This is a genomic window from Leeuwenhoekiella sp. A16 (assembly GCF_047946675.1).
In the GTDB taxonomy this organism is placed as follows: Bacteria; Bacteroidota; Bacteroidia; order Flavobacteriales; family Flavobacteriaceae; genus Leeuwenhoekiella.
In genome coordinates, this window is record NZ_CP172313.1 from 129,857 (window position 1) to 151,862 (window position 22,006).

18 protein-coding genes and 1 tRNA gene are annotated in these 22,006 nt (G+C 37.1%); 13 read left to right on the plus strand and 6 right to left on the minus strand.

What is annotated here, in order from left to right; genetic code table 11:
• Nucleotides 1–37: 37 nt before the first annotated feature.
• From ACH3O9_RS00555 to ACH3O9_RS00565, 3 genes are all read right to left on the minus strand, one after another.
• On the minus strand, nt 38–1,984 hold the full coding sequence (locus ACH3O9_RS00555) for an ATP-binding protein (protein WP_416443314.1): 1,947 nt from the start codon (nt 1,982–1,984) through the stop codon (nt 38–40).
• A gap of 75 nt (nt 1,985–2,059) precedes the next feature.
• Nucleotides 2,060–3,079, minus strand: a complete 1,020-nt coding sequence (locus tag ACH3O9_RS00560; protein ID WP_416443316.1) for a quinone-dependent dihydroorotate dehydrogenase — start codon at nt 3,077–3,079, stop codon at nt 2,060–2,062.
• 123 nt (nt 3,080–3,202) lie between these two features.
• Nucleotides 3,203–6,067, minus strand: coding sequence for a TonB-dependent receptor (locus ACH3O9_RS00565; protein ID WP_416443318.1), 2,865 nt, complete (start codon nt 6,065–6,067; stop codon nt 3,203–3,205).
• Between the two features lie 137 nt (nt 6,068–6,204).
• On the opposite strand from ACH3O9_RS00565, the gene pepT reads away from it, so the two are divergent.
• The 10 genes from pepT to ACH3O9_RS00615 all read left to right on the plus strand — a co-directional run bounded on the left by pepT (nt 6,205) and on the right by ACH3O9_RS00615 (nt 14,211).
• The gene (pepT, locus tag ACH3O9_RS00570; protein ID WP_416443320.1) at nt 6,205–7,446 is read left to right on the plus strand and encodes a peptidase T; all 1,242 of its coding nucleotides are present in this window, start codon (nt 6,205–6,207) and stop codon (nt 7,444–7,446) included.
• Nucleotides 7,447–7,480: 34 nt separating this feature from the next.
• Entirely contained in the window at nt 7,481–8,254 is a 774-nt protein-coding gene (locus ACH3O9_RS00575; RefSeq protein WP_416443322.1) for an aldose 1-epimerase, read from the plus strand.
• 115 nt (nt 8,255–8,369) lie between these two features.
• Nucleotides 8,370–9,356, plus strand: coding sequence for an aldo/keto reductase (locus tag ACH3O9_RS00580; protein ID WP_416443324.1), 987 nt, complete (start codon nt 8,370–8,372; stop codon nt 9,354–9,356).
• A 24-nt stretch (nt 9,357–9,380) separates the two neighbouring features.
• Nucleotides 9,381–11,045 carry a T9SS type B sorting domain-containing protein gene (locus tag ACH3O9_RS00585; protein WP_416443326.1) on the plus strand — a complete coding sequence of 555 codons (1,665 nt, stop codon included), beginning with the start codon at nt 9,381–9,383 and terminating at the stop codon, nt 11,043–11,045.
• 3 nt (nt 11,046–11,048) lie between these two features.
• On the plus strand, nt 11,049–11,264 hold the full coding sequence (locus tag ACH3O9_RS00590) for a DUF1206 domain-containing protein (RefSeq protein WP_416443328.1): 216 nt from the start codon (nt 11,049–11,051) through the stop codon (nt 11,262–11,264).
• 54 nt (nt 11,265–11,318) lie between these two features.
• Nucleotides 11,319–11,837, plus strand: coding sequence for a DUF1206 domain-containing protein (locus ACH3O9_RS00595; protein ID WP_416446738.1), 519 nt, complete (start codon nt 11,319–11,321; stop codon nt 11,835–11,837).
• A gap of 15 nt (nt 11,838–11,852) precedes the next feature.
• Entirely contained in the window at nt 11,853–12,176 is a 324-nt protein-coding gene (locus tag ACH3O9_RS00600) for a gamma-glutamylcyclotransferase family protein (protein WP_416443330.1), read from the plus strand.
• Between the two features lie 52 nt (nt 12,177–12,228).
• Nucleotides 12,229–12,375, plus strand: coding sequence for an adenylosuccinate synthetase (locus ACH3O9_RS00605; RefSeq protein ID WP_416443332.1), 147 nt, complete (start codon nt 12,229–12,231; stop codon nt 12,373–12,375).
• A 28-nt stretch (nt 12,376–12,403) separates the two neighbouring features.
• Nucleotides 12,404–13,093, plus strand: a complete 690-nt coding sequence (locus ACH3O9_RS00610; RefSeq protein WP_416443334.1) for an HAD family hydrolase — start codon at nt 12,404–12,406, stop codon at nt 13,091–13,093.
• Between the two features lie 89 nt (nt 13,094–13,182).
• Nucleotides 13,183–14,211, plus strand: coding sequence for a M28 family metallopeptidase (locus tag ACH3O9_RS00615; RefSeq protein ID WP_416443336.1), 1,029 nt, complete (start codon nt 13,183–13,185; stop codon nt 14,209–14,211).
• Nucleotides 14,212–14,791: 580 nt separating this feature from the next.
• On the opposite strand, the gene ACH3O9_RS00620 is transcribed toward ACH3O9_RS00615, so the two are convergent.
• From ACH3O9_RS00620 to ACH3O9_RS00630, 3 genes are all read right to left on the minus strand, one after another.
• Nucleotides 14,792–14,867, minus strand: a tRNA-His gene (locus ACH3O9_RS00620).
• 90 nt (nt 14,868–14,957) lie between these two features.
• Entirely contained in the window at nt 14,958–15,674 is a 717-nt protein-coding gene (gene bshB1 / locus ACH3O9_RS00625; RefSeq protein WP_416443338.1) for a bacillithiol biosynthesis deacetylase BshB1, read from the minus strand.
• A 9-nt stretch (nt 15,675–15,683) separates the two neighbouring features.
• Nucleotides 15,684–16,859 (minus strand): trans-sulfuration enzyme family protein, encoded by a 1,176-nt coding sequence (locus tag ACH3O9_RS00630; protein WP_416443340.1) that lies wholly within the window; start codon nt 16,857–16,859, stop codon nt 15,684–15,686.
• Nucleotides 16,860–17,007: 148 nt separating this feature from the next.
• Here ACH3O9_RS00630 and ACH3O9_RS00635 point away from each other — a divergent pair, with 148 nt between their 5' ends.
• The 3 genes from ACH3O9_RS00635 to ACH3O9_RS00645 all read left to right on the plus strand — a co-directional run bounded on the left by ACH3O9_RS00635 (nt 17,008) and on the right by ACH3O9_RS00645 (nt 21,985).
• Complete coding sequence (locus ACH3O9_RS00635) at nt 17,008–17,472, plus strand: GNAT family N-acetyltransferase (RefSeq protein ID WP_416443342.1); 465 nt, start codon at nt 17,008–17,010, stop codon at nt 17,470–17,472.
• Nucleotides 17,473–17,478: 6 nt separating this feature from the next.
• Nucleotides 17,479–18,276, plus strand: coding sequence for an MBL fold metallo-hydrolase (locus ACH3O9_RS00640; RefSeq protein ID WP_416443344.1), 798 nt, complete (start codon nt 17,479–17,481; stop codon nt 18,274–18,276).
• A 565-nt stretch (nt 18,277–18,841) separates the two neighbouring features.
• Complete coding sequence (locus ACH3O9_RS00645; protein ID WP_416443346.1) at nt 18,842–21,985, plus strand: SusC/RagA family TonB-linked outer membrane protein; 3,144 nt, start codon at nt 18,842–18,844, stop codon at nt 21,983–21,985.
• Nucleotides 21,986–22,006 lie beyond the last annotated feature (21 nt).

The window sequence follows — 22,006 nt, forward strand, 5'->3', positions numbered from 1 at the left end:
AATATACACAACTACTTTTCAAAAAAAACTCTAGATACTATTGTAAGGGTAAAACTAAAGTAAATATTGATCCTTTGCCCGGCTCACTCTCAACCTCAATATCTCCCCCTAATTTGTGCACAATGTCTTTACACAAAATAAGACCTATACCATTACCTACTTCCTGATTTGTGCCTTTTGAAGTATGACGAGTAGAATCTTCAAATATCTTTTTTATTGTCTCCTGAGACATCCCGACACCAGTATCTGAAACAGCAATGCGATATTCATTATCAATGGTTTCTATAGTAAAGGAAATTGAGCCGTTCACCGGAGTGAATTTAATAGCATTATCAGTAAAATTGCGTATCACTACCTCTATTACCTGTGCGTCAGAAATAATAGTTCGTCCGGGCGCAATCTTGTTCTCAATTTTTATATTCTTCTCTTCAATCCGAGTCGATTTTGAAATAAGAATATCCTGAATAACACTGTTTAATTCTACCGGGTTTTTATCAAAAACGTAACCATCCATTTGTGATCTGGCCCATGCAAGTACCCCGTCCAGAAGGCGATAAATACCTTTTGTTTGAATACTTAGCTCTGTGGTGAGCATAAGCAGTTCTTCTTTACTAAAAGAATTTATATTCTCCTTAAGCATATCTACGGTTGAGATTATAACGCTTAACGGACTCTTAATATCGTGAGCAACAATAGAAAAGAGATTGTTCTTTTGAGAATTTATTTGTTCCAGATTCTTGTTATTTGCATTTAGTATCTGGTGCTTTTCATAAAGAAGACTATTGGCCTTTTGCTTCATCTTATATAAACGATACATAATGATAAGCAACATGAGTAGCACGAGAATGAAAATACCCACGCCCAGAAGTACAAACCACTGGTTGTTTATTTTTAATTCCTGAAGTTCGGCCTCATGTCTTAAAATTTTATTTTGATCTTCCTTTTGTTTCGTTTCAAACTGAACTTTTAAATTCTGCTGCGTTTGTATTTGCTCTGTATTATGCAGTTTTGCGTTTAGGCCAATATATTTTTCTGAATAGGTAAGTGCACTTTTGTAATCATTGCTTTTCGCGAAATATTCTGATTTTGTCTTGTAAAGCTGAAGCAATAAATCCTGATCTTTAAGTTTATCGCATTGATCCTCAAGATCCCTAAGTTCTTCTTCTGCAGCGTCAATTTGACCTAAAGCTATATAAGTTCTTGCTTTATAGATACGTGCTATTAATAAAAATTGAGTGGGAAGTTCGGGATAATCTATAGCGTTATTTAGGGTAGCTAAAGCTTCATTAAATTCTTTAAGTTCAAACTGTGCAGCTCCCATATTTACATATGAGATCGAGAGTTCGCGTGGCTGTTTAAGCTGTGTGTTAATCCTGATAGCCTTTTTTGCATACACCAATGCACTATCTGGCATATTCATACTGCGATAAACACCACTAAAATTGGTGAGAAATCTGCTTGCATTATTAGCCGAATCATTTTCTGGCACATAATTCATCGCCCTGTTAAAATTCTCAAGAGCAGATTTATAATCACGTAAATAATAATCAAGCGCTCCTATATTGCCGTAAACTTTTGCGATACCAGAGCTATCATGTAATTTCTCATAATAAGGTATTGCCTTTAAAAGCATTCTTATCGCATGAGAATATTGAGCAGTGATGATATAATAAGTTCCCTTGCGGTTGTAACCTAGAGCAAGACCCTTGTCATAGCCAGCATTTTCAGATAAATCTATAAGTTTATCTATATAGACATTTGCAGTATCGGGATTTTTATAAAGAAACTCATAACCTATTTTCTCATAGAGATCAATACGGTCTTGTGTATCTCTTGTATGCTCAAGGAGATTTTTGAGCGAATCAATAGTTGTCGTCTGCCCTAGAAAACTGAGCGGAATAAGGAAAAAACACAGTAAAAATTTAAATCTTGTCTTCTCCTTTTTAGATAAATTAATAATTGAGTTAGGTTTTTGATTGGTCAAAACTTTATTTTAAACAACGAAAAATATTGCTTTTTAGCGTATATAAAAACTCTGCAACTTTAACTTATAATAATATTAACTATTTCTCTTAAGGAGTTCCTTATTTATTTGCTTTATCAACGCGGGACCTTCATAAATGAATCCCGTATACACCTGGATAAGGGTTGCCCCTGCTTCTAATTTCTCTATAGCATCCTGCGGACTGTTGATACCGCCTACACCAATAATAGGGAAAGCATGATTACTTTTTTCGGCTAGAAACCTAATGACTTCGGTAGATCTTTCTTTAAGCGGTGCCCCACTCATTCCACCTGTTTCGCCTTTTACTTCAGACTTTAAATTCTCTCTTGAAATCGTCGTATTTGTGGCTATTATCCCGTCAATCTTTGTTTCTTCAACAATAGCAATGATATCTAGAAGTTGCGAATTTGTAAGATCTGGGGCGATTTTTAGTAGTATTGGCTTGGTTTTTACCTTTTGATTATTCTTTACCTGCAACGCATTTAGCAATCTGGTAAGGGGTTCTTTATCCTGAAGCTCCCTAAGATTAGGAGTATTAGGTGAACTCACATTCACTACGAAATAATCTACATATGGAAACAAAGCTTCAAAACAGATCTCATAATCTGTAATCGCTTCGGCGTTAGGAGTTATTTTATTTTTACCAATATTACCCCCTATAAGTACATTTTTATTTTTCTGTAATCTCTTAACCGCCTTTTCTACGCCACCATTGTTAAAGCCCATGCGGTTGATTATCGCTTTATCTTCTTTTAATCTAAAAAGCCTTGTTTTGGGATTGCCAGATTGTGGTTTAGGTGTCAAGGTGCCAATCTCAATAAACCCAAAGCCGAAGTTAGAAAGCTCTTTGTAAAGTTTTGCATCCTTATCAAACCCTGCGGCCAGGCCTACCGGATTTTTAAATTTTAAACCAAATACCTCACGCTCGAGGGAAGGATCTTCTACAGTAAAAGCACTTTTTATTAGTCCGCCCAGTCCTAATTGATTCATAATCTTTATCATTTTAAAACTGAAATGGTGAACTTCTTCAGGATCAAAACGAAATAATAGCGGTCTTATAAGTGATTTATACATATCGGGATAAAATTGAGCCAAAGGTAATTCGCTCGTCTACAAATTAAAAGTTTGTTTAGTGGAATATCCTGAAATAAAAAAAGCTCCTCATTATAAGGAGCCTTTTTTTATTGAATTACTTATTTATTTTATAGTGAAATTAAGTCGTGCAAATAGAAATCTTCCTGCAGTACCAAACTGTGTAGATCTTCTTGAATATATAAATCTGCCACCAGATTGAAATGAAGGATCTGCTTCATCAGGGTAAACGTCTAATAAATTATTTGCTCCTAATGTAAATCGTACACCTTCTGCAAAATTATGAGAGAAACTCAAATCTGTCACGACTTTACCTCCATAATAAGGATCAACACCGTCTACCGTGTTTGTAGCTTCTTCAACTTCGCCAAAATAACTGTTTCGTAAAAATACATTCCAATCCTCACCTACGCTTAAATTATTGGTAAGCGTACCCTTTGTTCTGGGCACCGCTGCTTCAAGATAGATACGGCTTGTTCTGTCAAAGAAAGTTTCGGCAAGACCGGCATTTGTTATAATTTGTGGGATATTGACATTTTCTACGGTTGTTTTAGAAATAGTAAATGACAATGTATTTGTCAATCTTAAGTTATCTGAAAGCCTGGCCCTGTTATCTGCTACAAAATCGATCCCTTTAGTTTGCGTATCTACAGAATTTGTAAAGAAAGCTGCCTGCGTTGCATTTGCTTCGCGAAATAAACGTGCAAGTTCAGGATCGCCGTTAGAACCAAATTGGCCTGTAAGTATGATCCTGTCATCAATATTCACAAGATAACCGTCTAACGTAAGTTTTAAATTGGCATCAGGAATATTAGCCGTCGCTCCTATTGTAAAACCAAGCGAAGTCTCTTCTTTCAATTCATCTATACCAATAATACGTGCTGCCCGCGATGTATTAGGAAAAATACCCACCTCTTGCGGCACACCATCAACAAATAAGGTTGAAGTAGAATTATAATGTATTTGATGAAGTGAAGGTGCTCTAAATCCTGTTTGCACAGAACCTCTAAAACTTAAATTCTCTGTTGCTTTTAATAAGAAAGAAGATTTCACATTCAACGTTCCGCCAAAATCTGAAAAGTTTTCATACCGCAAAGCACCTGTAAGTCTAAATGTTTCAGTTATGTCTGCTTCTACATCGAGGTAACCGGCGATAGAATTACGGTAAGCATCTACTTCATTTTCGGGTTTAAACCCAGGAAAAACCTGAATACCTCCCGGTCTTTCTTCTCCTAAAAAATCTGTAGGCACCATAGAGTCAGGATCTGTAGGGTCATGTACATTACCTAAAGTGTTGTATTGCGCATAAGAGACTTCTTCTCCTGCAGTTATACCGTAATTTTCAATTCTGTATTCTGCACCAAATGCAATATTGAGTCCAGACATTATATCTTCATAAAATCTGCTTACGTCAAGATTTGTAGTGTTTTCACCATAATAGAAACCACCTGCATCTGCTTCAAAAGGAGTTGAGTTTTGTAAAGACGCATTTAGCGAGTTACTAATTCTGTAAGTGAAATCATTTTTACCAGTATTGTTACTAAGATCAACATTCCACTCTCCTACTTTACCTCGTATTCCTATAGCGATCGCTTTGTCCTTTATATTCGAATTAATTTCCGGAAGAAAGCCATCAAGTCTGGCCGGTGTATAAGCTCTAGCCTGAAAAGGTAAACGATAGAAACCTGCGGCATTTCCGTTCTTAAAACTTAATCCACCAAAGGAATAAAGAGCCAGATCATCACCTAAAGGGATCTCGAGATTTCCAAAAAACTGACCTCCTCTTAATTCAGACTGACCAACTCTCATATTGTAATCACTTCTATCCTGCCCTCTTGCAGCAAGTTCTGCCTGTGTATTATCAAAATTTAATGCTGTTTGCAGATCGCTAAGATCATCAGCATTATTAACTGCCGTTAAAACATCTGAAGGTAAACCAGCGCTTTGAGCATAATTAACGATAGCATCAAAATTAGTTTCCAGATCAAGAAGATCTGCGCCGTTTTGATCTGCAACGCGTTCTACAGCATTAAAGCCGTTAAAAATTTGATCTGTATATGATTGCATTCTGTTTGTTGCTCCTCTAAAATTGAAATTCCCGGTAAGGTTTACAAATCCGCCATCTTCTCCTATGGGCAAACCGTAATTAGCACCAATATTTATTTTCTCACCATCAATACCATCATCTGGGTTTTCGCTGGTAAAATTTGCTCCCGTAGTCACATCAAGAGCGAGTTCATTAGTTACTTCTTTTAATACAATATTTATAACTCCGGCGATTGCATCTGACCCATATTGTGCAGCAGCACCATCTCTTAGAATTTCAATACGCTTAATTGCATTTGTTGGTATTGCAGACAGATCACTACCTACAGAACCCCTACCAAAAGTTCCGTTTATATTAACCAGGGCAGTTTTATGTCTTCTTTTACCGTTAATAAGTACCAAAACCTGATCTGGCCCTAAACCTCGTAATGAAGCAGGAGCGATATGATCTGTACCATCAGAAATAGTCTGTGGGTTAGATGAAAATGAAGGAGCTGCATAATTAAGAATTTCTGTAACCGTAATTTGTGGCGAATTCTCCTTAATTTCTTCCACATCAAGAACATCTACAGGCACTGCAGAATTTATTGCTGTTCTGCTGGGGTTACGTGTTCCTATTAAAACCACCTGATCGAGTGCCACACCAGATTTCATAGTGACATTTATAGTGGTTCCTGTAACAGGAACACTCTGCGTATCAAAGCCTACAAAAGAAAAAACAAGCACATCTTCCTGAGATGCTTCTATAGTGTAAACGCCATTAAAATCTGTAATTGTACCTCTATCTGTGCCCTTTACCACTACAGAAACACCGGGCAAAGGTGTAGATTGATCATCTAAGACCGTACCTGTAACTTCTTGTGTATAACCAGTCATGGTTAACCCAAAAGAAAACAATAACATAATGATGTAATTTCTTATCATAATTCTATTTTTGATTAGTGAAAAATTGATTTTTGAACATTAAAGATAACTCAAAGAAAACCCTTATAAGGCCGTAATAACAAGAAAATGAACTTTTTAAGTTAAAAACCGCCCTATTTCAGTAAAAAATCGCCTCTATGATACCTAAATCTCAAATTATTGACCGCTTTGTTAGCTACGTTACAATAGACACACAAAGTGATGCAGCGAGCCAGAGTACTCCCAGTACGAGCAAACAATGGGATCTGGCCAGAAAGCTGGTAGATGAACTAAATGCGTTAGATCTAGATGATGTTACCATAGATGATAACGGTTACATCATGGCTACCTTACCCGCCACAATTAATAGTACAGCTCCTGTAATTGGTTTTATTGCTCATTATGACACAACTCCTGATTTTACAGGAACAAATGTGAAGCCTCAAATTATAGAAAAATATGACGGAAAAGATATTGTGCTAAATCAAGATCAGGACATTATTCTTTCGCCTAATGACTTTGACGATTTAATTCAATATAAAGGTCAGACTTTAATTACTACAGACGGTACAACCTTGCTTGGCGCAGATGATAAAGCAGGTATTACAGAAATAATGGAAGCTGTAAAATATTTAAAAAATCACCCAGAGATAGAGCATGGTACGATTAAAGTAGGTTTTACGCCAGATGAAGAAATAGGTCGTGGCGCACATAAATTTGATGTCGCAAAGTTTGGCGCAGAATGGGCTTACACGATGGATGGCAGCCAGATTGGCGAACTAGAATACGAGAACTTCAACGCTGCCGGTGTAAAAGTTACTATAAAAGGTAAAAGTGTTCATCCCGGCTACGCTAAAGGCAAAATGATAAACAGCATGTATATCGCGCAGGATTTTATCAGTTCGCTACCCAGACTTGAGACACCAGAGCACACTTCAGGAAGAGAAGGTTTTTTTCACCTGCATAATATAAAAGGAGATGTAGAAGAAACCGAAATTGACTACATTATTCGTGACCATGACCGCAAGCATTTTGAAGCGCGCAAAGAGGTAATGTATAATCTGGCTACAGAGATCAACAGCCAGTATGGTAAAGAGATCGTGGCTTTAGAAATAAAAGATCAATACTTTAATATGCGTGAAAAGATAGAACCAGTTATACATATTGTTGATATTGCCGAAGAAGCTATGAAAGCTGTGGGTGTAACTCCAGAAATTAAACCTATTCGCGGTGGTACAGATGGCTCTCAACTCTCATATATGGGTTTACCATGCCCTAATATTTTCGCCGGTGGTCATAATTTTCACGGCAGGTTTGAATATGTGCCTGTAGAAAGTATGCAAAAAGCGGTAGAAGTAATCATAAAAATCGCCGAAATAACCGCAAAATCGGCTTTATAAGCCTAATTTTCGGCAAACCTAAAAAACCATTTCTATGACAGAACTTACTCTCAATAAAGCAGTAGTACAAATTGATGAAGGTGAACTTGTAAGCTTCAGCGTAGAAGGATACGAGTACATTCATCAAAAAGACAGTCCGGGCTGGAGAAATTCAGATACTGAAATGTTTCCTATAATAGGACCAACAAATGAGGCAGGTTTTAAAGTAATAACTGAAAAAGGAAATGCCTTTCAGGACCAGCATGGTTTGTTACGCGAGCTTAAATATAAACTCAAATCATCATCTGCCACAGAAGCTGTTTATGAAAAGATATATCATAGAAATACGCCGGTTCTCAATTCTAAATACCCGGCAAAATCTTCTATAGAATATTTATCGTGGCCTTATGATTTTCAGTTTGTGAAAAAATTTCAATTAGATTCAAAAGGTCTTACTATTTCCTTTCATATTTCAGGGGAAGAAAATATGCCTTTTATGTTGGGCTATCATCCTGCTTTTAATCTGCATATTTCAAAACCTGAAATAAAAACTTTTGATAAAACCATTACTTTAGAAGAAGTTCTTGCGGTAGGTAGTCGCGCACTTTCTGTACCAGATTGTAGTGAGATCACGCTTAAAGATGAGAAGGAGATCACCATAAAAACAGAAGGCTTTGGCAACTTTATGCTTTGGACCGAAGTTCCTAATATGGTCTGTATTGAGCCGGTTTCATTTTATCCTTATGATGTTGAACAAATTGCACTTCATAAGGGCTTTCAGACTTTAGAAAAGGCAGAACAGGTATTTATTGTAAAACTACAACCGTAGTAAACAGGCTAAAAAATGGGTCGCAGAAGTTAAAAAAATGACAAGATTGATGTAGAAATCAGCTTTAAAACACACAATTTGTATTTTTAAAAACTTCAACTTAAAAAGCATTAGCATGAAATATCGCAGACTAGGAAAATCAGATATAGAAGTTTCAGAAATCTCATTAGGCACCTGGCAAGTAGGTGGCAAATGGGGATCAAAATTTGATGATAAAAAAGCAGATCATATCATAAATACTGCCATAGACAATGGCGTGAATTTCATAGACACAGCAGATGTTTATGAAAATGGTTTGAGTGAAAAAGCCGTAGGCAGAGTTGTAAATTCCCGGTCAGAATGGATTCACGTTGCCACGAAATGTGGGCGACAAATAAATCCACATATCGATGAAAAATACCAGCCAGAAATACTAAAAAAATATGTTGAAGACAGCTTAAAACGCACCGGTCTTGATGTTTTAGATCTTGTGCAATTGCACTGCCCGCCTACAGACACCTATTATCGCCCTGAGATTTTTGAAATGTTTGACAAACTAAAAGATGAGGGTAAAATACGCAATCTTGGTGTTAGTGTTGAGAAGGTAGAAGAAGCTATAAAAGCGATGCAGTATCCTAATGTAAACACGGTTCAGATAATCTTCAACCTTTTTAGACAGCGCCCTTCAGAATTGTTCTTTAGCCAGGCTAAAAAAAATGATGTAGGTATAATTGTACGTGTTCCTTTAGCCAGTGGTCTTTTAACTGGTAAATTTGACGAGAATACTTCTTTTGATAGTGACGATCACAGAAACTTCAACAGAGATGGTGATGCTTTTGATAAAGGTGAAACCTTTGCAGGTGTAGATTATGAGCTAGGACTAAAAGCGGTAGAAGAGCTTAAAAAACTCTTCCCAGACACTAAAAATCTCGCTCCTATTGCCCTAAAATGGATTCTGAATTTTAACGAAGTAAGCTGCATTATTCCGGGTGCATCAAAAGTGGAGCACGTAGAATCTAACCTTTCAATCTACGATCTGCCAGCTCTTACAGAAGAGAAAATAGAAAAAATGAATGCCATTTATGAAGCATATATAAAACCCACTGTTCACCAGATGTGGTGATTTTTTAAATCACTACTTTTCCACATGATAAAAAAGGTTTTATTCAATTGCTTTTTACTTTTTAGTACAGCAGTTTTTTCACAGGCAGATATGCCGCCGGAATTAACAGCTCAAGGCGAAATAGAATACTGTGCCGGTAGTCAGGTCTATATCACTTCGTATTTTGATATTACAGATCCTGATGATACTACAATTGAAAGTATATCATTACAAATTTCAACAGGTTATATAAAAAGTGAAGACAAGCTTTATCTTATTGGTAATCATCCCACAATTGCTGATTCCTGGGATGTTGATGGCGGCAAATTAACTCTATCAGGCTTAAATGCCGCTACCGTAGATATTGACAACATGATAGCCGCTGTAAATAATGTGGTTTATGAAAGTACTGCTGCTAACCCGTCAGGAGAGCGGTATTTTTCCATAACTATAGGCAACTCAAATTATTTACCTTCTACAGATCATTATTACCAATATGTGGCTCAGGATAATATAAGCTGGGCAGATGCAAAAGACAGAGCAGAAAATAGCACCTATTATGGCTTGCAGGGCTATCTTGCTACAATACTAGCAGAAGATGAAGCTCAGCTTTGTGGCAAGCAGGCAGGAGGCTCTGGCTGGATAGGCGGTAGTGATGCAGAAACAGAAGGCGTCTGGAAATGGGTGACAGGCCCCGAAGCAGGAACTGTTTTTTGGAATGGCGGTGTAAACGGCAGTTCACCAAATTTCGCTTTTTGGAATAATGGTGAACCCAACAATCTAAATGATGAAGATTATGCGCACATAACTTCGCCAGGAATAGGCTTAGCCGGTTCATGGAATGACCTTCGGAATGTGGGTGAACAGGATGCAGATTATATACCTCGCGGTTTTATCGTAGAATATGGGGGCACACCGGGTGATCCCCAACTTAAAATAGCTGCTAGTACACATTTAACTATACCGGAAATAACTTCTACAACGTCAAGCGAATTCTGTGCTCCTGGCAATGCAACGCTCAATGCAACTGCAAATGGAGGCATAATTTATTGGTATGAAACATCCTCTGGTGGTGAGCCTATAGCCAAAGGAAATACATTCAACACACCTTATATCTCAGAAACCAAAACTTTTTATGTAGCGGCAAGTCCAGCTGATTGTCTTAGCGGCTCCAGAGAAGCTGTACAGGTAGTTGTCAAAGATCCGCCGCCAGCAATAGAGCGTGATCAGGTTATAATTTCAGATAACGGAAATTTGTATGAAATAGAGGTAGCATACAATTCAGGATCATATGCAGGTAATGTAGAATTTGCGATTGATGATGCGGAAGGTGCATACAAAAGCATTCCTATTTTTACAAATGTGACAGCAGGCACTCATATCTTATACGTGAGAGGTATAGATCAATGTGCTACTCTTGCCACGCAAGTTTCGGTTTTAGGTTTTCCACAATATTTTACTCCTAATAACGATGGTTACAATGATATTTGGGCTGCTCAGGGTGTAGATTTAAATGTGTATACGCAAGTATCAACAACCATTTTTAATCGTTACGGCAAACTATTAGCAGTGCTAAGAAACGATCTGGGATGGGACGGCACTTTTAAAGGTAAGCGTATGCCTACAGATGATTATTGGTTTCATATGGTTCTGGTAGATGTAGAAGGAATTAGAACCGAAAAAAAGGGTCATTTCACTTTAAAGAACTAATTTATGGTACAACATAAAAGAGAGAAACTGGCTCGATTTGGTATCGCTACTAAAGGCTTTGTGTACTGTGTCATTGGTTTATTAACTACGCTGGCGGCTTTTAATTTAGGTGGTGACACTACAGGCAGCGACGGTGTTTTTCAATTTTTGAGTAAACAGCCATTTGGTAAAGTATTACTTGGCGTTACTGCACTTGGTTTAATAGGTTTTGTTTTTTAGCGGTTATACCAGACCTTTTTTGATCATGAAAATAAAGGCAATGATACCTCCGGAATAGTAACCAGATTAGGATTTGCCACCAGTGCGATCTTTTATGGTTTTTTAGCCTTTTCAGTAATAAAGAGAATTATAGGCGCGGCTTCAAATTCTGGCGGAAGTAAACAATCTTACATTCAGGAACTGCTTAAAGAAACCTACGGGCAGATAATTATTTGCGTTATCGCTTTGGGATTCTTAGGTAAAGCAATTTTTCAATTTTACAGGGCTTATTCAGAAAGGTTCAGAGATAAAATTCATGATTCTGATATCGATGAAAATGGTAAAAAAGCACTTATACGCTCTGGTAAAATAGGCTTTACCGCCCGTGGAATTGTAATTGCAATTATTTCGTTCCTGCTATTTAAAGCAGCTTACACAGCCAACTCGCAGGAGGCCGGTGGAAAAGTAGAAGCCTTTAAATTTCTAAAAAATGAATTTGGTGCAATTGTGCTTGGCGTAGTAGCTTTGGGATTGCTGGCTTACGGGGTTTTTATGATACTGCTAGCCAGATATAGAAGAATTAATATAGATTAACAAATTAAAAATACGATGATAGATCAATATCTTTTTACTTATGGCACTTTGGCCAAAGAGTCTGTTCAACAAAAATTATTCAACCGTACTTTAAGTGGTACTTCAGATGAACTTGTAGGCTATAGCTCAAGCGAAATAAAACTGCCCAGAAATAAAGTACAAAGTATCTATCCTGTTATTGAATATACCGGAAATGATAAGGATAAAGTAGAAGGCGTTGTCTTTAAAGTGTCTCTTGAGGAAATTTTAATTGCAGACAATTATGAAGGTGTGTTCTACAAAAGAAAAAAAGTAACGCTAAAATCAGGGCAAGAAAGCTGGGCTTATGTAAAGTCATAACGCTCTCGTAATAAGTTTACTCAGGTTAAATTATTTAAATTGTAAAGAAAAAATGGCAATTCAGATATCACAAGACTTACCTCATCCCAATGATAACTCAGCTTTAGATCTTAATAATCTACAGGATGTCATCATTTACATTGTCATTCCGCTGATAATAATCATTCTGTATATACTCTGGCGTAGATCTAAAAAGTAACTTTTAAAGCCAAAAATTCACCCAAAACATGCAAAAATCGCTGAAAGTAAAAGCTCTAATATTTGATATGGATGGCACTATGATAGACAACATGATGGTGCATCACAAAGCCTGGCAGCGTAAACTCGCCTCTCTAGGTAAGCAAATGACGATTGAGCAGGTCATGCAGGAAATTCATGGCGTAAATGAAGAGATCATTAGCAGGCTTTTTGGCGATAGATTTAATGACGAAGAAATCAGGCAGATCGCTTGGGACAAGGAAGAGGAATACAGAACGATTTTTGCCGATAAAATAGCGTTAATTGATGGTTTAGAGCGATTTCTAAATCAAGCTGTTGAGGCAGGAATTCCTATGGGAATTGGTACAGCTGCACCCCCAGAGAACGTAAAATTTGTTTTAGATGCTCTTAACCTGAGAAAGTATTTTAGCACAGTAGTAAGTTCAGATATGGTAACAAAAGGAAAACCAGATCCTGAGGTTTTTGTGAAAGTTGCACAGCAACTTAATATTCCCATAACTGACTGTGTGATTTTTGAAGACAGTCCTACAGGAGCTAAAGCAGCAGAAAATGCAAACTCACACGCTATTGTAATTACAACTACTCATAAGGTTGAGGAGTTTAGCAATATAACTTCAGTTGCAGGATTCATTAATGACTATACAAACTCCTCGATTTCTAAAGCTCAGGAAAATGGTTATTTCGAAATAAATCTATAGAACACACAATCAATCACAGGCTAAATTTTAGCGAAGGCTATTTAATTTATATCTGAATAATGTACATTTAACGACTCTTAATAAAATATATGAAACGATTAATTTTTACCACGGCCCTTATGGGGTCATTGCTCCTGCTAAACTGCGGACCAACAAATCACTCTGACCACCCTAAGAATATAGCTGATGCAAACCCTATGGATTATGCACAGACTATCACCACAGAAGAACTTAAAGATTTGCTTTACACGTATGCTTCAGATGAGTTTGAAGGGCGTGAGACCGGGGAACCAGGTCAGAAAAAAGCGGTTGCTTTTCTCAGGGATTTTTATGAAAATCATAATATAAAATCGCCATTAGATACTACTTATTTTCAAACTGTACCTGAGTCTTATTTTGCTGCAAACAGCGGTATAAAGGCTTCAGAGAATGTTTTGGCATATATAGAAGGAAGCACAAAACCAGATGAGATTATCATAGTTTCTGCTCACCTTGATCATGTAGGTGTGCGCGATGATGGTGTTGTTTTTAATGGTGCAGATGATGATGGTTCTGGTACTGTTGCAGTGTTGCAAATTGCAGATGCTTTTAATGAGGCCGTTAAAAATGGTTACAGACCACAACGCTCTATACTTTTCTTACATGTTACAGGAGAAGAAAAAGGCCTTTATGGCTCAAGATATTATGCAGAGCATCCTGTTTTCCCACTTGCAAATACAGAGGCAGATCTTAACATAGATATGATAGGTCGTCAGGATTATGATCATCCTGATGATGACAATTATGTTTATCTTATTGGTTCTTCAATGTTAAGTACAGAGCTACATGATATTTCTGAAGAAATAAACAACAAATACATCAATCTGGAACTTGATTATAAATACGATGCTCCAGACGATCCTAACCGTTTTTATTACCGATCTGACCATTACAACTTTGCTAAAAACGGTGTGCCGGTAATCTTCTATTTTAACGGTGTTCACGATGATTATCATCAGGTTTCTGATACTCCGGATAAGATCAATTATCCGCTTCTTGCAAAACGTGCTAAACTGGTTTTCTTAACAGCATGGGAACTTGCTAACAGACCAGAGCGCATTGTAGTAGATAAGAAATAAAGCTTAATTGAATAGCATGAAAAAACCTTTCCATAACAGGAAAGGTTTTTTTGTTTTAAGAGAACGTCATTCCGAATTTATTTCGGAATCGCATCATTTTATGTCTCTTCTTGTGCGAATCTGAAACTAGTTCAGATTGACGAAAATAAATAATGAGCACAAAAAAAGCCTTCCATTTCTGAAAGGCTTTACATTTGGGTGGAAGATCGGTCTCCCTTCAGCACATTTCACAGAAATGTGTTCAGGATAAACTTCTTGACCATCTTCCCATTCTTAAGTTATAGCCACAAAAAAAGCCTTCCATTTCTGAAAGGCTTTACATTTGGGTGGAAGATCGGTCTCCCTTCAGCACATTTCACAGAAATGTGTTCAGGATAAACTTCTCGACCATCTTCCCATTCTTAAGTTATAGCCACAAAAAAAGCCTTCCATTTCTGAAAGGCTTTACATTTGGGTGGAAGATCGGTCTCCCTTCAGCACATTTCACAGAAATGTGTTCAGGATAAACTTCTCGACCATCTTCCCATTCTTAAGTTATAGCCACAAAAAAAGCCTTTCATTTCTGAAAGGCTTTACATTTGGGTGGAAGATCGGTCTCGAACCGACGACCTCCTGAACCACAATCAGGCGCTCTAACCAACTGAGCTACAACCACCATTTAAAAACACATATTCATTACCGAATTATGCGGGTGCAAATGTAAGTGAATTACTCAATCTGAGCAACACTTTTATTTCATTTTTTTACTAGATCAAATCAAAAAGGGAATCTACCGCAGGAAATCGCTCTGCTGTATAGCCTTCTCCATATTCTGTCCCTATTAGTCTCCCTAAATCACGTGCTCTGTAATTGATACTTTCTTTAAAATTTGCACTCGAGATAGGCGTGTCACCTTCTTTTATATCAGGATTGAAGAATTGCGAACTATATGCCAGCACTGCTTCCATTTTAGTATCAATAAAACCGGTCACATCTACAACTATATCTGGGGTAATATTCTTCCACTGTACATAGTGATAAACATGTTTGGGTCGCCAGTGCTCCTGCTCTACTCCTTCAAGTTCTGTTTTAATTTTAATCAATCCGCTTAAAAAACAAGCATTGCTTACCAGTTTGCTGCCTTTACCATGATCAATATGGCGATCGTCAATAGCGTTACACAAAACAACTTCTGGCTTGTACTTACGTAATATCTGTATGATCTTGAGCTGAGATTCTTTATCATTCTGAAAAAAACCGTCTTCAAGAGCTATGTTTTCGCGTACGCTTAAACCCAATATTTTTGCTGCATCTGCTGCTTCTTTGTCTCTAAGTTCTGCTGAGCCTCTCGTGCCTAATTCGCCACGTGTAAGATCAAGAACACCTACTTTTTTTCCGTTTGCTACTTCTTTTGCCAGGGTAGCTCCACACGACAATTCAACATCATCGGGATGTGCGCCCACGGCGAGTATATCTAATTTCATTAAATTTTATTATTTATCTGCGATCAGGCTGTGTTGTGTAATGATTTTTAAAGCCTGCTCTATATCTTCTATAAGGTCTTCTTTATCTTCAATCCCAACCGAAAAACGAAGCAACCCGTCATTTATTCCTTGGTTTTCTCGCTCTTCAGGACTTAATAAAGCATGAGATGTTTTTGTAGGCGAAAGTATGGTAGACTCAACTCCCGCAAGACTCATAGATGATTTTATTAATTTTAATTCTTTTTGAAACTGTGTAGCGTCAAGACCTTCTTTTAACTCAAAAGAAAGCATGCCGCCAAAGCCAGACATTTGTGACTTGGCCAGCTCATAATCTGGATGTGATTTGAGACCGGGATAATAAACCTGCTCTACTAAATCGTGTTTTTCGAGCCATTTTGCCAGATTTTTGGCATTTTTATTCTGTTTTTGAACACGTAAAACAAGTGTTTTCATACTGCGCTCAAGCATCCAAACCGTAAAATCACTCAGGCTGCCGCCCAGATTTTTGGCTTTATGCCATATTTTATCCATATGTTCCTGCGATGCAGCTACAGCGCCAGCCAGAATATCACTATGCCCGCCCATATATTTTGTTGCGCTGTGAATCACGATATCTATACCAAAATCTATTGGGTTTTGGTTTACCGGTGAAGCAAATGTATTATCGATCATGGTTATTATTCCGTGCTTTTTAGCAAGATCTGCAACCATTTTCATCCCCGTGATTGTCATCAAAGGGTTAGACGGAGTTTCTATGTAAATAATTTTAGTATTGTCTTGTACTGCTTTCGCGAAAGCTTCTTCACTCAAACCATCTGTAAACGTATACTCGATACCCCAATTGTCAAATTCTTCGGTAACCAAATTAAAAGTACCACCGTAAAGCGTTTTTTGCAGAACCACGTGATCACCATGTTTTAAAAAAGCGAGTAAAGCTGTACTTACGGCTGCCATACCACTGCCAAAGATCAAAGCAGCCTCTGCCCCTTCCAGAGCAGCAATCTTCTTGCAAAGCGCTTCCTGATTAGGCGTGTTTAAATAACGTGGATACCGTTTTACATCTACGTCTTCAAAAGCATATGAAGTTGACATGTAAATAGGAGAAATTGCTCCTTTATATTGTTTATCGTGCACCTCACCTACGTGAGTACAAATCGTATTTAAGCCTCGTTTTTTCTTGATCATAGCTGTAGTGGTTTAAAAGCTAAAAATACAAAAATACATATAGAAGCGTTTACCGTTTGCCGCCAGAATAAAGGAATAGAAGAAATTTATCATACAGGTTTTATACGAATAGGTTTTACCTTTGTTTCTCTAACGAAAATCAAATACCTTGACAATAACTTTTGACACATACAAACCCGAATATGCAGCGGCTTTTAAAAAATTAAATATAGCATGGCTGGAAGAGTATTTTTATGTAGAACCGCATGATGAAGAGGTTCTTAGCAATCCTGAAAAATATATAATCTCGCCCGGCGGTCATATTCTGGTAGCTCTGGCAGATGGTGAAGTTGCTGGCGTTGTAGCTTTAATGAAATTAGGTAATGGCGAAATAGAACTCACAAAAATGGCGGTTGACCAATCATTAAGAGGTCAAAAAATCGGTCAAAAACTGATAAAATACTGCCTGGAGTACGCTAAAAACGGAAAAATTGATAGTCTTATATTATATTCTAATAGAAGACTTGAAAACGCAATTTACATTTATCATAAATTTGGATTCGTAGAAGTACCGCTTGAAGATAATCTTCCCTATGAGCGGGCAGATATAAAAATGAAACTAACTATCAATTAAAAAAGTATGAAAAAATTAGCATTAACCGGGCTTACTGCATTGGCGCTTATCGCCTGCAAGACCGACAACAAAAGTCAGGAAGCAGAAGTTACAGAAACTCAAGAAACTGCAATGACAACAGAAGAAACTGCTTCTTCTGATTTTGATCTTACTCCTATCTCGCATGCTTCGGCGGTTTTTAACTGGGATGATACCGTTTTTTATATCGATCCCGTAGGTGGTGCGGCTGCTTATGACGGTGAGCCAGAACCAGCGATTATATTAGTAACCGATATTCACGGTGACCACCTTGATGCAGAAACGCTAAATGCCATAAAAGGAGACAGTACAAAAATTATTGTACCACAAGCGGTTGCAGATCAACTTGAAGGTGATATTAAATCACAGTTAACTATCATCAACAATGGTGAAACGCAAACTATAGACGGTTTTAGCATAGAAGCAATCCCAATGTACAACCTGCGTGAAGAAGCAAAGCAGTTTCATACAAAAGGACGTGGTAATGGCTATGTTCTTGAAAAAGACGGAATGCGTGTTTATTTTTCTGGTGATACAGAAGATATTCCTGAAATGCGTGATCTAAAAGACATTGACAAAGCATTTGTGTGTATGAATTTACCTTACACCATGACTGTTGATAAAGCTGCTGAAGCTGTATTAGCTTTCAAACCAAAAGAGGTTTATCCTTATCACTACCGTGGCACAGAAGGTTTAAGCGATGTAGACAAATTTAAAGAATTAGTAAACGCTGGAGATGCAGATATTGAAGTGGTTCAGTTAGACTGGTACCCTGATATGGAATAAGCTTTAAGCGAAATAAGCTTTTTGTAAGTCCGCTGGAGAATAATCTTCAGCGGATTTTTCGTTTTAAATAACATCAAACTAATGCATTTGGCACCTAGCCAAGAAAAAAATGTTTAGTATATGTCTAAGTATCTAATAAATCTCTGGAGTCTTACAGACTGCAGCATCACGAATTATTTCATCTTCAAAAAAAACGTAATTAAATTTAGTGATATCTAAAATTTAACACCCATTATTCATAATTGCTAAAATATTTTTGTTTTAATTAACAATTAAATATATATTAGTAAAACGTTTTAGCTATATCTCTCAATTTTTGAAAATGGATATTAATAAGTAAATAATCCTTTTCTACAATCATTGCTATAGCTAAATGCCCCCATTAGTATCTATTTAATTAATACGCTTAAGATCCAGATCAAAAACCTAAGTAATTAAAATAGCTCCATACTTATATTTTAAAAATGGGTCTATTTCCTTAAAGTCGTGATCTCGATAAAATTAGTTTACAACCAAGTATTAAGTACATCTAACTCAATATAAACAACTAATTAAACCATCTTTCATGAAGAGCAAATTATTAAAAAGGTTACTACTTTTAGGCACATTATTGTGTTTTGGATTAGTAAAATCACAAACGGTAACTGGTATAGTTTCAGACAAAACGGGACCGTTACCAGGGGTTAACGTATTGGTAAAAGGAACAACCAATGGAACGCAAACTGACTTTGACGGAAATTACACATTAGACAACGTATCTAATGACGCAACACTAGTCTATAGCTATATAGGCTTTCAAACAACAGAAATACAAGTTAATGGCAGATCTTCTATTGATGTAATACTAGAAGAAAATGCCAGCGAATTAGACGAAGTGGTTTTAATTGGGTATGGTTCTCAAAGAAAATCAGATTTAACCGGTGCTGTAGGTCAGGTCGATACTGAACAACTTAAAGAACGACCAGCAACCTCATTAAATCAGGCACTCTCTGGTAAGATTGCCGGGGTTCAGGTAAATACTAACTCAGGAAGACCGGGAGGAAAATCGAATATTAGAATTAGGGGGTTTAGTTCTATTAATTCGTCTAACAATCCGCTTTATGTCGTCGACGGGGTTCAATTACCTCAAGGCAATTTAGATCAATTTAGTTCTGCTATTGATTACCTCAACCCTAACGATGTGGTTTCTATAGAAGTTCTAAAAGATGCATCCTCAACCGCAATCTATGGAGCAAGAGGGGCTAATGGCGTTATTTTAATAACAACAAAAAGAGGTAAAGCTGGTCAGGGCAGAGTAACTTACGATGCTACATTTAGTGTAAACCAATTTGGTCCTAACAGAGCAAAAGTCCTCAATTCTGCAGAGTATGCTATGGTAGAGCAATTAGCCTGGGAAAATTCTGCAAAATTTGATCCCGAAGGTTGGGCAGCAGGAAATTATGCTCAATACGAGCCAAGACTTAAAAGAGCAGACCCTTTAATGGCCGATTTATTTGACAGCAATGGCAATGCTATTTATGACACAGATTGGTCTAAAGAAGTAGTACAGCATAATTTATCACAAAATCATCAACTAGGTTTTTCTGGCGGTAATGAGAAAACAACATATGCCATTTCTCTTGGTATTAGAGATGATCAGGGTTTACTTAAAGACACGTATCTAAAGAGATATTCAGGCAGGTTTTCTATTGATGATCAAATACAATCATGGTTGAAAATAGGTGGAAGTCTAAGTTACAACTATCAAACTGAAAATCTTGCAGACACAAATGATGAAGTGCCACGCAGAATGGTAGAGGATTTTCCATTCTTGCCGGTAAGATATGAAAGTGGTCCCAAAGAAGGTGAATTTGCAGATAATAGGGATTATCCTTTTGCAGAAGGTACAAGAAACTCTGTACACCGCTTAAATAGTCAAAAATATATTTTAAATACGCAAACGATATCGGGGAGTGTTTATTCTAATATTAATTTCGCCGAAAATCTACAAATGCGTACGGTTTTAGGGACTAATGTTCTTACTCAGGAGAATAATGAATTTAGCGATAGCACACTCGATAGTAACGGTAGGGCATTCGCTTCTTCTAGTAATGAGAAGAATACATTCTGGTCTTTAGAGAACTACCTAACATATACTAAAGATATTGATGAAAATAATGCTTTAACCGCGTTGCTTGGGATATCATGGCAGGAGTCAAATAACTTCTACGTTAACGCTGAGTCGCGAAATTTTCCGACTGATTATTTTGAATATAACAACCTGGGAGCAGGAACAGATAATCTTGTAGTAGGCTCCAGAGCAGATCGTGAAGCGTTGAATTCCTATTTCGGAAGGGTTAATTATAACTTCATGAAAAAGTATTTATTTACTGTAACTGCCAGAGCAGATGGGTCATCAAAATTTGGAGATAATAACAAATTCTCTCTTTTCCCTTCCGCTGCTTTTGCATGGAGAACATCTGACGAAGATTTTCTTGCTGATAGTGAGGTTATTTCTAATCTTAAACTTAGAACAAGTTATGGTGTAACCGGGAACTCAGAAATTCCTCCTTATTCTTCACTTTCACTCCTAAGTTCAAATTACAAAGCTATTTGGGATGGCAATCCTATAGGTGGTACAGGTTTAAACAGGCTTGCAAACCCTGATCTAAAATGGGAAAAAACTGCACAATATGATTTTGGTGTTGAGCTAGGCTTGTTTAAAAACAGGATCTCTATTGAAGCTGATTTCTATTACCGCAAAACTACAGATATGTTGTTAGATGCTCCTGTACCACAATCTACCGGTTATGCAACAATTAGAAGAAATGTGGGATCTATGGAGAACAAAGGATTTGAGTTTTCTATTACATCAACAAATATATCTACCGTTGATTTAAACTGGAGTACTTCTTTTAATATTTCAATGAACAAAAACAAGGTTTTATCATTAGCCACGCCATCTGACATTTTTGGAGTAGGTGGACCAGGTATTACAAATGAAACCAGCATTATTAGAGTGGGTGAACCTGTAGGTGCTTTCTGGGGATTAACCAGATTAGGAGTATGGGGAACAGATGAAGCTGAAGAGGCTGCTAAATATGTGAGCTATAGAAATGGACTTACCCTTCTTCCCGGTGATATTAAGTACAAGGATTTTAATGGTGATTATATCATAAATGATGAAGATCGATCAATTATAGGTAACGGTAGCCCTAAAGCATGGGGAGCTTTTACTAATTATGTTACTTATAAAAACTTTGATTTCACCTTAGAACTTCAGTATTCATATGGAAATGATGTGATGAATATGAACCTTCACTCAAGTGAGGATAGACAAAGTTTAGCAAACAGCTACAAGACAGTTCTAAACGCATGGACTCCAGATAATCAAAATACCATGATCGCTCAGGTGAGAGATACACGTGCGGGTTATGTTACTAATGTTGATACACACTGGATTCAGGATGGTTCTTTTATAAGAGGAAAGAACATAATGCTGGGGTACTCTTTTGATCGAGAAATTGTTGATTTACTGCACTTAAACAAATTAAGACTTTATGCTTCTGCACAAAATTTCTTCCTGATCGTTGATGATGAATTACTGGGAGATCCTGAAGTAACTCCTATTAGAGGAGATGCTAGTAACAATGCTTTCTCACAAGGTATGAAATGGCACGAATATCCTAAATCAACAACTTTTGTGGTTGGTTTACAAGTAAGCCTTTAATTAATAAAAAAATAAAGATCT